The organism is Asticcacaulis sp. YBE204, from assembly GCF_000495855.1.
In the GTDB taxonomy this organism is placed as follows: Bacteria; Pseudomonadota; Alphaproteobacteria; order Caulobacterales; family Caulobacteraceae; genus Asticcacaulis.
Window position 1 is genome coordinate 238,098 of sequence record NZ_AWGF01000005.1, and the last position, 14,218, is coordinate 252,315.

Here is a 14,218-nt window from a genome sequence, read left to right on the forward strand (position 1 = left end):
ATAGTGACCGGGCTAAAGTAAGCGCACTTAAACAGCGGAAGATGCAGTCATTGGCGGGCTGATTGAGTACGGCTTTGCAAGAGCGAATACCGACGTCGCCGAACAGCTCTGTCTGCCGCGTCAAAGTTTGTGACAGGGCACGCTCGGACACAGACCGTGAGCTGTACGTAAAACCGATATTTTCGTTCGATACCCCTCAGGGCATCCGGAGACCGCGGTCAGCCGGCCACGCCATCGTGGCCGGCTGTATCCCTAAACGCCGTAGGCTTTAGCGAACAGACGTGAGAGTCTCTGGGCGAAAGCTCGCGGGTTGGCTGGGCGATCGCCGTCAAGGACAAGCGCTTCATCGAGGAGAAGCCAGGCGGCGTCCTCTTTCGCGCTAGGGTCGGTGAGGATCGCAACGGCCTGGACCAGCGGACTATCGGCATTTATTTCCAGCACTGGCTTCGAGGCGGTTTTCACGCGACCCGCGCTTTGCAGAATTTTTTCGAGTTGCCGGTCCGGGCCGGCATCCGAGGCGACCAGACAGACCGCACTTTCCGTCAAACGTCGCGAGCGACGCACATCAGCCACCTGCTCTTTTAGGGTGTCCTTCATGTAGTCGATCAGAGACGAAAGCTGAGGCGTGACCTCGGTTGCTGAATCTGGTGTATCATCTTCGTCGGCCTTGGCGTCGAGGTCAGCCAGGCCCTGAGTCACGGACTTGAAACCCTTACCTTCATAGTCGCCGACATTCGATGTCCAGAAGCTGTCCACTGCATCGGTCAGAAGGAGGACCTCGATACCCCTGGCGCGGAACCCTTCCAGCTGGGGAGACGCCTTGAGTTGCTCCAGACTGGCGCCGGACATGTAATAGATGTCGGTCTGGCCTGGTTTCATATCCTTGATATAGTCGTCGAGGCTACGGGTATTGTCGTCGGAAATCGTCGTTCTAAACCGCGCAAGCTTAAGCAACTGGGCGCGCCGCTCGAAATCTTCGTAGATGCCTTCCTTGAGGATTGGTCCAAACAGCTCCCACGCTTTGGTGAACGAAACGGTGTCCGTCTCGGGCAATTTCTCAAGGGCGTTCAGCACCCGACCGGTCACGCCCCTGCGGATGGCCGTCAGAACCGGGCTGTCCTGGATCATTTCGCGTGAGATGTTGAGCGGCAGATCAGAGGTATCAACAATACCCCTGACGAAACGCAGATAGCGGGGCAGCAATTCGGCGTCGTCGGTTATGAACACGCGCCGGACATAAAGTTTCATGCGACCGTTGCGTTCGACGTCGAAGAGATCGAAGGGCTGCGAACCGGGCACGAAGGCGAGGGCGGTGTATTCGTGCAGCCCTTCCGCGCGGAAGTGGACGTTCAGGAGAGGGTCGTCGTACTGGCCGGAGACGCTGCGATAAAAATCAGCGTAATCGTCTTTTGAGATGTCCGATTTAGGCTTGGTCCAGAGGGCTGCACCATCGGTCACTTGCGTCGGCTCACCACCCTCTTTTTCGATCAGTTCGATCGGGACCGGGACATGACCGGATTGCTCGCGGATAATGCGCTCCACCGTCCATTTGCTTGTATAGGTCTTTGCGTCGTCGGTCAGATGCAAGGTGACACGCGTGCCGCGCGCGGGCGCGTCTGATGGCTCTGCTTCTCCGATACTGTAAGTGCCCTGACCATCGGAGGACCAGGTCCAGGCGGCGGTCTGTCCCGCGCGACGGGAAATGACGTCTACGCGGTCGGCGACCATGAACGCGGAGTAAAAACCGACGCCGAACTGACCGATCAGTTGCGCGTTCTCTCCCCCCTTGGCTGCCTCCAGCCGCTCCATGAAAGCGCGGGTACCGGAGCGCGCAATGGTGCCAAGCGCTTCAATCATTTCGTCACGGTCCATACCGATGCCGTTATCCTCGACGATCAGCGTACGAGCCTCTTCGTTCAACCTCACCACGATGCGGGGCCGAACACCGTCAGCGGCCAAATCAGGATTCGATATCGCTTCATAGCGTAGCTTCTCGCACGCGTCGGCGGCATTGGAGATCAGTTCTCGCAGAAACACGTCTTTGTCTGAATAGATCGAGTGCACCATCATGTGCAGCAGCCGGCTGACATCGGCTTCGAACGCGTGTTGTTCCACAGGCTTTTCTTCTGTCGTCGTGGTCATGATTATCGTCATCCCTGAGGTTAGAAAACGGGGATGAGATGGTTTTTGCCTTGGCTATTGTCAAGCGTAGGGCATAGCGAAATCGGCGGATAAACGACGAATTTTCAACGGCTTTCTCAGGGCTGTCTGTAGCCCGTCGCTGACATCTGCGTCTGATTAAAAAACGGCCCATGCGAAGCCAGAGAGGCCCAGACGCGTCTGAGCGAAATCTGCCGGTCAAAAACCGTATTCGAGTAACTGCTGGAGCGCGCGGATCGGGCTGGTCGGCTGTCATGGGCATCGCCCGCCCCAGCTGCCGCCCTGACACTCTACAGCACTGCTATGGGCCTCTATGACCAGTTGCTGCGGGAAGCCGAACCATCAGTTCATAGTCTAACGGCGTTCGCGTGTATTGACAGCCTGATCGCGTCTTATCGGCTGAATTAGCCTTCCGGTCGAACGACCCCGCGATTCATCGATTTGGTACCACCATATTCAGTCGGGCCAAACGGTCGCATTGGCAAAATCGCGGTGAACAATTCTCTGCAGCGTTCGTAGGCATCCAGAGTTTGTGCAGCGGACCTTTCGACACTCCAGTTCGACTTAGATTGGCACTAAAGCAGCATTCTGCTTCCGAGATAGGTCGAAGGCTTGGTTGAGCAGGAAAAAGTATCGTTTGAGAAACGTAGCGTAGATAACATGCAGGTTTGAGGCTCAAAGATAAGGGCCGGGTAGGTCAACCCGCCGCCAGTTGCAGGATGGCGATACCCGCTACGACCGCCGCGACGCCCAGCCAGCCTTTCCAGTCGGGCTTGTCTTTCATAAACAAAAAGGCGAGGACGACCGTGATGGCGGTGGCGGCCGAGCTCAGGGCGGTGGCGATAGCGATTTCGCCGTCGGCCTGTGCGACCATCATGGCCGCGAATCCACCGCCGCTGAGAGAGGCGGTGATGAGCAGCAGCGCAACGTCTTTGGCGCCGCCGAAATGTAGGACCGGTGTTCGGCGCAGCATGGCGGTCAGGCCGAAGACGGCAGCGGAGTTCAGGTAATACAGCCATATGGTCGGGACGGGACCGAAGGCGGGCAGGACAAACTTGCCTTGCAGCCAGTAACCCAGTCCGTAAAACACCGCCGCACCCGCAGCGAGCCAGACCCCTGAAGTCTTCGAGTTGGTCCTTGTTTTGGACGGCAGGGCCGACAGGATCGCGCCAACAACCGTCAGGCTCAGACCGGTGAGCAAAACCGGTGTAGCCTCTTCGCCGGTCAGCAGCGAAAGACCGGAACCTACCGCGCCGTAGCTGGCCATGACCGGGGCAACGACGGACAGCCGACCTGTGGCCAGACCTCGGTATAAACAGGCGGTGGCGGCGATGATCGACAGGTTGGCGGCCAGTAGCGCCGCCCAATCGATGAGGTCGCCCTCGAATCGCGCGCACAGAAGCAGCACCGCTATGGAGGCGCAGAGAAGCAGGAAAAGCTGGCTCCAGACCAGGGTTGGCAGGACGCCGACCGAACGTCCCGAAAACCGGGCGATGACATTTGCGGTGCCGTAACAGACGGCGGCCACGAGACCGAACAGAATGGCGGGGCTCATGCGTATGCCTTTGGACGGGGCCTATCCGACCTTGCCGCCGCCCATGGCGTTATAGATGCCGCCGGTCGTATAGCTGGCGGACGAGTCGGCCAGTTGCACGTAGATGGAGGCCAGTTCCGCCGGCTGACCCGGACGCCCCAGCGCCGTATTGCCGCCGAAGGATTGCAGCTTTTCCATCGTCGCGCCGCCGGAGACCTGCAACGGAGTCCAGATCGGTCCGGGCGCGACGCCATTGACGCGGATACCCTTCGGCCCCAGTTGCTTGGCCAGCGATTTGACGTAGTTGCTGGTGGCGGCCTTGGTCTGGGCGTAGTCGTAGAGGTCGGCGGAAGGTTCTTCGGCCTGCTCAGACGTCGTGCCGATGATCACCGCACCGGGTTTCAGATGCGGCAGGGCGGCCTTGGTCAGCCAGAACGGCGCATAGATATTGGTCTTCATCGTCGCATCGAAATCGTCGGACGAGATATCGAGGATCGACGCCTTGGTTTGTTGCCGGGCGGCGTTGTTGACGAGGATGTCGAGGCCGCCGAGGCCTTTCACGGCGTCGGCGATGATCTGCTGGCAGGCAGCTTCTGTGCGGATATCGGCGGGGATGGCGACGGCCTTGCGCCCGGCGGCCTTGATCAGGGCGATGACCTCTTTGGCGTCGGCTTCTTCGTCGGGCAAATAGTTGATCGCCACGTCGGCGCCTTCGCGGGCATAGGCGATAGCGGCGGCGCGGCCCATGCCGGAATCGCCGCCGGTGATCAGGGCCTTGCGCCCGTTCAGCCGCCCGGAGCCCTTGTAGGTTTGTTCGCCGTGATCGGGCTTAGGCTCCATCTTCGAGGCAAGACCTGGCCAGGCCTGAGACTGCGTCTTGAAGGGTGGCTTGGGATATCTGGTCGCTGGGTCCTGCAAGGGGTTTGCGACGTTTGACTGTGCCGTGGCGGGCACCGCGAGAGCTGCCGACGCTGCGCCGACAATTCCCGCGCCGCCAACCATCTGACGACGCGAAAAGGCAGTGAAGTTATCCGTAGGCATAAGCGCGTCCTGATCTGCTAAGATGCGCAAGACCCTAGGCGATTACGGATAAGAATGGCGCATCGAGCTGGTCATTCGAGCATCAAGCTAAGGTAAGGGCGATCAGCTTTCCTCGATCCGCCTGTCGGATTCGCGCGTGATGCTTACCTCGACGAAATCGAGTTCTTCCTGAAGGATCAGATAGGCATCTGCACCGACCCTTTCTTCCCGCCGCAGGATCTCCAGGCGTTCACGCTGCGCCCGCAAGGCGATACGGCCCAGGGCGCGTTGGTCTTCGAGCGCGGTATTGTCGGGTGTCAAGGCGGCCTTGCGCGTGGTTTCGAACTCATAGCGCCAGAAATTGGATGCCGGACCTTCGTGCCCGTCGAGGGTTTTGAGCGCCGTGGCGGCCAGATCGGCACGCACTTCGGCCATTTCCTTGTCGAGGCCGTTGTCGCCGTCGAGCTTCAGCCAGCGCACCAGCAACGGCAAGGTCAGGCCCTGAAGAATGAGGGTGGCCAGCACCACGGCAAAGGCCGTCAGAACGATCAGGTCGCGATCGGGAAAGGCGACGGGCAGCGAAAAGGCCGTCGCCAGCGTCACTAGCCCGCGCATCCCGCACCAGCCCACCAGTATGCCCTGACCAAGCGTCGCTGGTTCCAGATCACCGCGCGCCGACCGAAAGCGATGGGCGAGACGATTATAGATCAGCAGCCAGACCATGCGCACGACGATCAGGCAGAGCACGACCGCAGCGGCGAACCCAATGGCGGTATGAAGGCGGTCCGGCGTCATACCGCTGACGATGGCGCGGGCCTGAAACCCCATCAGCAGGAAGGCGAAGACGTTCAGGCAGAAAACGACGGCATCCCAAACGGCGAAGCTATGGATACGCATGCGCGGCGGCGTGGTCAGGTTGGCGGAATAGGCAATGGTCATGGCGAAGGCGACGACGCACAGAACGGCGGACAGGCCCAGCTTTTCGGCGACGATCCACAGGCCGAAACAGGTAACGAACTCCATCAGATTGGCGCCGCGCGTGCCCGTTATAAACGGCGTTAGATAGCGGAACAGCCACGCCAGACCGGCCCCCAGCAAAATGCCACCGGGTGCCGCCAGACCCAGTCGCAGCGCCAGATTGCCGCCGCTATGATCGCTGTTTTGCAAGGCCACGGCGGCGGAAAACAGCAGAAGGGCAGTGGCATCGTTAAGCAGGCTTTCGCCCTTGAGCACGGTGACCGACCGGCGGGGCATGTTGACGCTTCCCAGCACGGCGGTCGCGGCGGCGGCATCGGGCGGGGCGACGATGGCCCCCAGGGCCAGGGCCGCATACAGGGGCAGACCTGCGACGGCGACGCCCAGCCACGCCACGGCACCGGCGCTCAACAAGACTGCCACCACGGCCAGAGCGAACAGGGGCCGCCAATAGCGGCGGGCGGCCACCAGCGGAAAATCGAACGCCGCGTCGACGATGGCCGGAGCCATGAAGAGGGCCAGAGCCACATGGGGGTCCAGTCCGATTTCTGGCGCGCCCGGTACCAGCGCCAGTAGCACGCCGGCCGCCGCCAGCATCGTCGGGTAGGGGATCGACAGCCGCCGTGAGATTTGCAGCAGGCCGATCGCGATAGCCAGAAGAACGAGCAAGCTCTCGAAAAAGGTCATGCGTGCGCTCCCGCCAGATAGGTATCTATGTGTCGGGCGGCGTCGATCCCGCTTTGCCACGCGCCGTGCGCGGTCGAAAAATCGTGTGCGGAGCAGGCCTCGCCCGCAAAGCAGAACCGTTCGCTGACAGGACGCGACAGGACGGCGCGGGCGGCGTGATGGCCGGGCACGGCGTGGCTGTACGATCCGCCGATGGTTGGCTCTGTGGCCCATCGCGTCGTGGTCAGGGGCGAGAGGCCGCGCGCGAAATCGCCGCCCAGCAGATGCGTCAACTCTTCGATGGCGAAGGCGGTGGCGGCGTTGGGGCCCTGCCGTTCGAGATCGCGCGCCCATGCGCCGCCCAGAAAGCACTCTATAACGGGGCGTCCAAGGGGCCTGAGATAATAGCTGCCGGTCTCAGAACGGTCCGTCCGCCCCAGCAGGTGCGACTCCGGCGGCACGGCGTCGGGGTCGTTCATGGCCAGAAACACCTTGTCGGCAACACCGAGCGGCAGGCGCGACGCTGCCTCCAGATGATCGTCGCGGGCCGGTGAAAAACGGATACCGTTGCGCGCCAGAACCGCCGTCGAGACCGCCACGATGACGGCAGAGGCACGGATGACGCCCTGATCGGTTTCCAGCGCCATATCCTTGTCACTGGAAACCGACCTGACGTGCGTAGACAGGCTCACCGGCACGTTTGCGCCCAGATCCGCGATGAAGGCCCCGTAGCCGTCCGGCAGCCGCCAGTTCGCTTCGCTGGCGGAGTCCTCGTAGGCGAGGAAGTCCTCGGCCGACAACTGATCGAGTTCGGCGCCGTTCATGAAACTGCTCAGGCCGTCAGCGAAGGGACGCCAGCGGTCGCTGGCGGGCAGGGCGTCCGATGCGCGGTCACTGGGCGGCGGGGTTTCGCGCAACCGGTCTTTCAGGGCCTCGAACGCCGTCCAGGCCGCGCGCTGTTCGTCGGGCGGAAAGGCTATATTGCCGAGCTGTTTCGACCACGCGCTTTCGCGGCGGTCGAGCGGGTGACCGAGCGTATCGGCCAACGCCGCCAGCGGATTGCGTTCCGCCGAGTGCAGCCAGCCGCAGCCCATGTCGAGCGGCAATCCGTTGATCTGACGGGTAAAGGCGCGACCGCCCAGCCGCGGCAGGGCCTCGATGACAAGAACGGAACGCTTGCGTTCGGTCAGATGGCGGGCGGCGGCAATGCCTGCGGCGCCACCGCCTATAATAGCGACATCCAAAGTACTGGTCATGCGGGCGTCCTATGGAAGTATCCGATGAGGATGCGTAAAGACTTCGAACCCGTCAGACCGGGCGACGGCGATCAGGGTCAGGTTGGCAGCCTCGGCGACGCGTACCGCCAGCGCCGTGGGCGCCGACACAGCGACGAGGACGGGCGCGCCGATAGCGACGGTCTTCTGCACCATCTCCACGGAGACGCGGCTGCTTAAAACAACTATACCGGCGTTATGCTGAACGCTTTGGCGTACCATCGCCCCGGCCAGTTTGTCGAGCGCATTGTGCCGCCCGACATCCTCGCGGATCAGAAAGGTGTCGGTATGGGGATGCCAGAACGCTGCCGCGTGGGTCGCGCGGGTCTGGCGGCCAAGGCTCTGGGCCTCACCCAGGCGCTCGGTGGCGGCAAAAACGTCGGAGGGTGAAATCCGTCCGTCGGACGTCAGGGGCGCGGGAAGGCGCACGGCCTCCTCAAGGCTCTCCACCCCGCACAGACCGCAGCCGGTCGGGCCGGTACGCAACCGTCGACGGGCCGACAGCACATCGGCCACTTCGACTTTGAGCCACATCCGGGCTTCGATACCGTATTCATTCCTGACGATGTCCAGCCGCCGGATATCATCGGCCCCCCCGATCAGACCTTCGGTCAGACTGAAGCCCACCGCAAAATCTTCGAGATCGGCGGGCGTCGCCATCATTACGGCCTCGGTCGATCCGTTATAGACCAGCGCGACGGGCGTCTCTTCGGCAATATCGCGCCGGCTGTCGGTGACGGCGTCCCGGCGCCATATGCGCCGATGGACGCGTATGGCGGGCGCATATGGAATTGTTTCCGTAAAGGACAGGGTGTCGGCCATGCGCACAGCATCCGGCAGGTTTCAGGCCGGCGCAAGATGATGGCGGCGCCGGGGATGAAAACCCTATCCGTTCCTTATTTTTCAAACGAACGCGTCAGGCGTTTGCCATCGAAAACTTACCGCAACTTACCCTCTTCTGCCCGGACGCGCGACCTCGGATCGCGCTAACCCCGCCGAAGGATGATCTGCATGCCCGCACCCGTGCCCTATAGCCCCGACCTCGAACAGATCGAGGACGACGAAGCCGAGGTCGCCCGCGATCTTGTCGAAACTCTCCTGAAAATCAGCCGGAAAACCCATGAAGATAGCGGCCACGGCTGGCGCAGCGTCCATGCCAAGAGTCACGGTCTGGTGACGGGTAAACTGCATGTGCCGGATAATGCACCGGATCTGGCGCAAGGCCTGTTCGCGCAGGTCGGCACCCATGACGTGGTATTGCGCTTTTCCTCGACGCCCGGTGATGTCCTGCCCGACAGCGTTTCGACCCCGCGCGGTCTGGCGGTCAAGGTGCTGGGTCTGGACGGCGGGGCCACGCAGGATTTCGTCATGGTCAACGGCCCGACCTTTCAGGCGCCCAACGCCAAGGCCTTCCTTGCCAATCTCAAGCTCTTGGCGGCGACGACCGACAAGGCCGAAGGCGCCAAGGTTGCCGCGTCGGCGGTGCTGAGGGCGACCGAAGGCGCGCTTGAAGCCGTGGGCGGCAAGAGTACGACGCTGCGGGCACTCGGCGGTGAGCCGCCGCATCATCCGCTCGGTGAAACCTATTTCGCGCAGGTGCCGATCCGCTACGGCGACTATGTCGCCAAGTTCCGTATCGTGCCGGTCGCGCCGGAACTGACCGCGCGCAAGGGCGAAAAGATCGACATCACCCACGACCCGCTGGCCCTGCGCACGGCGATGGTCGCGCACTTCGCCGAGCAGGGCGGGATGTGGGAGATACAGGTGCAGCTGTGCACCGATCTTGAGACCATGCCGATCGAAAAAGCCAATGCGGTATGGCCTGAAGAGGAAAGTCCCTTCGTGACGGTAGCGACCCTCGTCGTACCGCCGCAATCGGCCTGGCCCGAGGAAACGTCTCAGATGATGGACGACAAGCTTTCCTTCAGCCCGTGGCACCATATCGAGGCGCATCGCCCGCTGGGGCAGATCATGCGCCTGCGCCGCCCGGCCTATGAGGCGTCGTCGCGCTTCCGCCGCAATGAAAACGATCAGCCTCTGGCCGAACCAACGGATGTGAGCGAGCTTAACGCGTAACGGGCCGTTCGATACGCACCGGTATCGATTTCGATGCCGGTGTCTTCGACAGGCGGTCGTGGTGCGTCACCGGCATCAGCACGTTGCATTCCGGATAATAGGCCGCGATCGTGCCCGCTGGAATATCGTAGGGCGTCAGGACCAGTCCGCTCAGTTCCCGGCGATGGCCGTCCTCGATATCCGTCACCAGCCGCAGCACATCTCCGGCCTTATACCCCGCCGCCTCGATATCCTGCGGGTTCATAAAGACGATGTCGCGCGTGCCTTCGATACCGCGAAAACGGTCGGAATAGCCGTAGATCGTCGTGTTGAACTGATCGTTGGAGCGCAGGGTAACGAGGCGATAACGTCCCGGCTTGTCCTCGAAGCCGTTGGCGCTGAGCACGTCCGGCACGGTGAAGACTGCTTTTTTCGCCTCGGTTTTCCAGATGCGCTCATGCGCCGGATTGCCGCGGTAAAAGCCGCCCGGCGTATAGAGGCGGGCATTGTAGTCGCGGAAATCTTCCGGATAGGTCTGTTCGATGAGGTCGCGGACGAGGCTGTAATCCCCGGTCCATCTCTCCCATTCGACGCTTAGTTGGCCGGGCAGGGTCGCCCGCGCGATTCCGGCGATGATAGCCAGTTCGCTTTTGACATGCTCCGACGGCGGCTTGCGTTTGCCGATCGAGCCGTGGATGTGGGAGAAGCTGTCCTCTATGGAGACGGTCTGCGGGCCGGTCGCCTGTGCGTCGATCTCGGCACGACCGAGACACGGCAGGATGAAGGCGGTCTTGCCGGGGTAAAGGTGGCTGCGGTTGAGCTTGGTCGAGATCATCACCGTCAGGTCCTGTGCGGGCCAGGCGACTTCCATGCGGGTCTGATCCGGCACGGCGCGCAGGAGGTTGCCGCCCAGACAGATGAAGGCCTTCACCTTGCTGTCGAACAGGGCTTGGGTTGCGGCCGTGATATTCATGCCGTCTTTAGCGGGCGGATCGAACCCGAACAGGGCTTTCAACTTGTCGACCGGGATCAGCTCGATCTTCTCGGCGATGCCAACTGTGCGCTGGCCCTGCACATTGGAGTGCCCACGCACCGGGCAGATACCCGCCCCCAGCCGTCCGATATTGCCACGCATCAGCAACAGATTGACCAGCATGGCGACGTTGAGATGCCCCTCGACCTGCTGCGTCAGGCCCATGCCATAGACTCCGATGGCTTTTTCGGCGGCCATGTAGATATCGGCGGCGCGGCGCAGGTCGGTCTCGCTCAGACCGCTTTCCTGTTCGATCCGCACCCACGGCGTATCGCGCACCTTGCTGATAAACGCGTCGAAACCGGAGGTGTGCTGCTCGATGAAGGCGATGTCGATGACGCGCGCCTTGCCGGCCTTTTGCGCCGCGTCGTCGGCCTCGACAATGGCCTTGCACAGGCCGAGCATGGCCGCGATATCGCCACCCGATTTGACCTGAAGATAGAGGTCGGAAATCACCGTCTCATGCCCGGTGGCCATGGCCACGGCGTCCTGAGGGTTGACGAAGGAGACCAGACCCTGTTCGCGGAGGGGATTGAAGGTGACGATCTTCGCGCCGCGTGTCTTGGCGTCCTGAAGCGGGTGCAGGAAGCGCGGGCTGTTGGTGCCGGGGTTCTGCCCGAAAAAGAAGAAGGCGTCGCAGGCTTCGAGGTCTTCCCACACAACCGTGCCGACGGGCGAGCCGATGACCTTTTTCAGGCCGACCGAGGTCGTCTCGTGGCACATATTCGAGCTTTGCGGCAGATTGTTCGTACCATAAAGCCGCGCCAGAAGCGCATAGAGATAGGCGGCCTCAAGCCCCGCATGACCCGATGAGTAGAAGACGACGCTGTCAGGGTCGAGCGGTTTGAGGATCGCCCCGATTTCAGCAAAGGCGGCTTCCCACGACACGGGTTTGTAGCTGTCGCTGGCGGCGTCGTAACGCAGCGGATGCGTCAGGCGGCCGAGCTTTTCGAGATTGTGGTCCTTCCAGTCGCGCAGCGCCGTGACCTTGTGCGTGTCCCAGAACCCGGGCGTGCAGCGCGCCGAGGTCAGTTCCCACAGGGTGGCCTTGGCGCCGTTCTCGCAAAACTCGAACGCGTGGTAATTGGCGGGCTTCGGCCAGGCGCACGACACGCACATGAAGCCCTTCGGCTTGTTCTGGTGCGTCAGGGTGTCAATGACGGCGGGTGAGGGGCGCTCGCTGAGCACCGTATGACCGATCCCGGCCAGCGAGCCCCAGCCCCCGGCGGGGCCTTCAGAATGCGCGGTTTCATCATCCGTCACTGTAGAGCACCTTGTCGAGGGTGATGGGCAGGTCGCGCATCCGGCGACCCGTGGCGTGGAAGATGGCGTTCGCAATCGCCGCCGCCGTGCCAACGATGCCGATTTCGCCAAGCCCCTTGGCACCTATCGGATTGACGCGTGTGTCCGCCTCATCGACGAAGATGACGTCGAGATCGATGACGTCGGCATGGGCCGGGATATGGTATTCGGCGAAGTTGTGGTTCATGATCCGCCCCAGCCGGTGATCGGTCAGGGTCTCTTCGTGCAGAGCTTGACCGATGGCCATGACCATGGCGCCGGTGATCTGGCTGCGCGCTGTGCGGGGGTTAAGGATGCGCCCCGCCGCCACGGCATTGACCAGCCGCGTGACGCGCACGACGCCCAGGTCCTCATCGACGCGTACCTCGGCGAAAACGGCGGTATGGGCGTAGCTGATATATTTTTGCGTCGACAGATAGTTGGACAGGACCGTGGCGGTGACGCCCAGGGTCTCACGTTCGACCGCCGTCATGATGTCGGTAAATGGCACGGCGACGTCGCCCGCGATCATCTGCCCGTCGCGGAAGGCGACCTCTTTGAACTTGCGGCCTTTGAACGGCGTGTCGGGCAGGTCGCGGGCGGCCTTGAACAGGGCTTTTTGCAGTTTCTGACACGCCGCCTGTACCGCCGAGCCGACGCTGGCGGCCATCATCGAACCACCTTCAGGCGCGGCGAACGGGTCTTTGGAGTCGCCCAGCCGAACGGTGACCGCCTCTATCGGCAGGCCCATGGTTTCGGCGGCAATCTGGGTCGCGATGGTATAGGTGCCGGTGCCGATATCGGCGGCCCCGGAAATAATGGTCAGGTGACCGGTGTGGCTCAGTTCGGCGCGCGCACGCGTCGGCACCGGCGAATAGGGCGCGTCCCATACGCCGCCCGCGACGCCCCAGCCGATCAGATCACGGTCTTCGCGCATCGACCGGGGCGCTGAGGAACGCTTTGCCCAGCCAAAGGCGTTGGCGCCCTGATCATAACAGTCGCGCAAGGCTTTGGAGGTAAAGACCTTATCGTCGTTCTGATCGTGGTCGGCATAGTTGATGCGGCGCAGATCCAGCGGATCAATGTCCAGTGCGTAGGCCAGTTCGTCCATCGCCGATTCCAGCGCAAAAACGCCGACCGCCGCGCCCGGCGCACGCATGTCGCCCGGCGACATGGTGTCGAGCTTGATCAGCTTATAGCCCATATCGACATTGGCGCATTGGTAGAGCAGGCCCGACCAGTTGACGACGGTTTCCTGATGATCCTCATAGGCGCTGGTGTGGCCGATAGCATGGTGATGGATCGAGGTCAGCTTGCCCGTCGAGTCGGCGCTTAGTTTGATGTGGTTCAGGGTTTCGGGCCGACAACTGAGGTCGAACATCTGGGCGCGGCTCAAGGTCACGCGGACCGAGCGCTTGAGGGCCTTCGCCGCCAGCATGGCGAGATAGACCGAGGGCTGGGGCCGAAGCGCCGACCCGAACGCCCCGCCGACATAGGGGGCGATGACGCGGACCTTTTTCGCCGGCAGTTTGAAAACCTGTGTCAGGTAGAACTGAACGTTCAGCGCGCCCTGCGTCTTGTCGTAGACATTAAACACACCGTCGGCGTCGAGGATGACGGTCGCGGCGAACATCTCCATCGGATTGTGGATTTCCGCCGCCAGGTGGTACTCGGCCTCGATCTTCACCAGCGCCGTCGCGAAAGCCGTTTGCGGGTCCCCGCGCGGCTGCGGTGGTTTGATCCCCATACGACGTTTGGGCGGATCGTAGGCGGAGGCCCTCGCCACCGCGAAATCCGTCAGGTGCGCCTCGACATCGTATTGGGCGTTCACCAGAACCGTCGCGTCGCGGGCGGCCTCGAAGGTCTCGGCAATGACAAGCGCGATGGGCTGTCCGTTATGATGGATATGTTCGTCGTATAGCGGGCGCAGCGGATGTCCGGGGGGGCCGACCATGTCCCTGTAGCTGAGGTCCCAGCGCGCCGTGTCGGGCCGGTTCTCGTGCGTCAATATGTGGACGACGCCGGGTACGGCCAGCGCTGCTTCGGTGTCGATCGACAGAATTTTGCCGCGCGTGATGGTGGCGGACACCGCGACCGCATGCAGCAGGTCTTCCGTATGGTATTCGGCGGCGTAGCGCGCGGCGCCCGTGACCTTGGCCACGCCGTCGACGCGAATGACGGGCTTACCGATGAAGCCTGAGGTGTCGGCCATTTGCGCCT

9 protein-coding genes are annotated in these 14,218 nt (G+C 62.4%); 1 reads left to right on the forward strand and 8 read right to left on the reverse strand.

Annotated elements, in window-relative coordinates; translation table 11 throughout:
* Positions 1-252: 252 nt before the first annotated feature.
* The 6 genes from htpG to fdhD all read right to left on the reverse strand — a co-directional run bounded on the left by htpG (position 253) and on the right by fdhD (position 8,451).
* The gene (gene htpG / locus AEYBE204_RS30545; RefSeq protein WP_031230564.1) at positions 253-2,142 is read right to left on the reverse strand and encodes a molecular chaperone HtpG; all 1,890 of its coding nucleotides are present in this window, start codon (positions 2,140-2,142) and stop codon (positions 253-255) included.
* Positions 2,143-2,857: 715 nt separating this feature from the next.
* Complete coding sequence (locus AEYBE204_RS30550) at positions 2,858-3,715, reverse strand: DMT family transporter (RefSeq protein ID WP_023462333.1); 858 nt, start codon at positions 3,713-3,715, stop codon at positions 2,858-2,860.
* 21 nt (positions 3,716-3,736) lie between these two features.
* Entirely contained in the window at positions 3,737-4,735 is a 999-nt protein-coding gene (locus tag AEYBE204_RS30555; protein ID WP_081724653.1) for an SDR family oxidoreductase, read from the reverse strand.
* A gap of 102 nt (positions 4,736-4,837) precedes the next feature.
* Positions 4,838-6,376 carry a sodium:proton antiporter gene (locus AEYBE204_RS30560; protein WP_023462335.1) on the reverse strand — a complete coding sequence of 513 codons (1,539 nt, stop codon included), beginning with the start codon at positions 6,374-6,376 and terminating at the stop codon, positions 4,838-4,840.
* Entirely contained in the window at positions 6,373-7,611 is a 1,239-nt protein-coding gene (locus AEYBE204_RS30565; protein WP_031230569.1) for an NAD(P)/FAD-dependent oxidoreductase, read from the reverse strand. The genes AEYBE204_RS30560 and AEYBE204_RS30565 overlap by 4 nt, the downstream gene beginning before the upstream one ends.
* 9 nt (positions 7,612-7,620) lie before the next feature.
* On the reverse strand, positions 7,621-8,451 hold the full coding sequence (fdhD, locus tag AEYBE204_RS30570) for a formate dehydrogenase accessory sulfurtransferase FdhD (RefSeq protein WP_023462337.1): 831 nt from the start codon (positions 8,449-8,451) through the stop codon (positions 7,621-7,623).
* Between the two features lie 189 nt (positions 8,452-8,640).
* Between fdhD and AEYBE204_RS30575 the strand changes: the two genes are divergently transcribed.
* Entirely contained in the window at positions 8,641-9,705 is a 1,065-nt protein-coding gene (locus AEYBE204_RS30575; protein ID WP_023462338.1) for a catalase family protein, read from the forward strand.
* Here AEYBE204_RS30575 and AEYBE204_RS30580 read toward each other — a convergent pair.
* Positions 9,695-11,980 (reverse strand): FdhF/YdeP family oxidoreductase, encoded by a 2,286-nt coding sequence (locus AEYBE204_RS30580; RefSeq protein WP_023462339.1) that lies wholly within the window; start codon positions 11,978-11,980, stop codon positions 9,695-9,697. The genes AEYBE204_RS30575 and AEYBE204_RS30580 overlap by 11 nt on opposite strands.
* A complete protein-coding gene (locus AEYBE204_RS30585) occupies positions 11,970-14,210 on the reverse strand; it encodes a xanthine dehydrogenase family protein molybdopterin-binding subunit (RefSeq protein ID WP_023462340.1) in 2,241 nt (746 codons plus the stop codon). Before AEYBE204_RS30585 ends, AEYBE204_RS30580 begins: the two co-directional genes overlap by 11 nt.
* Positions 14,211-14,218: the final 8 nt, after the last annotated feature.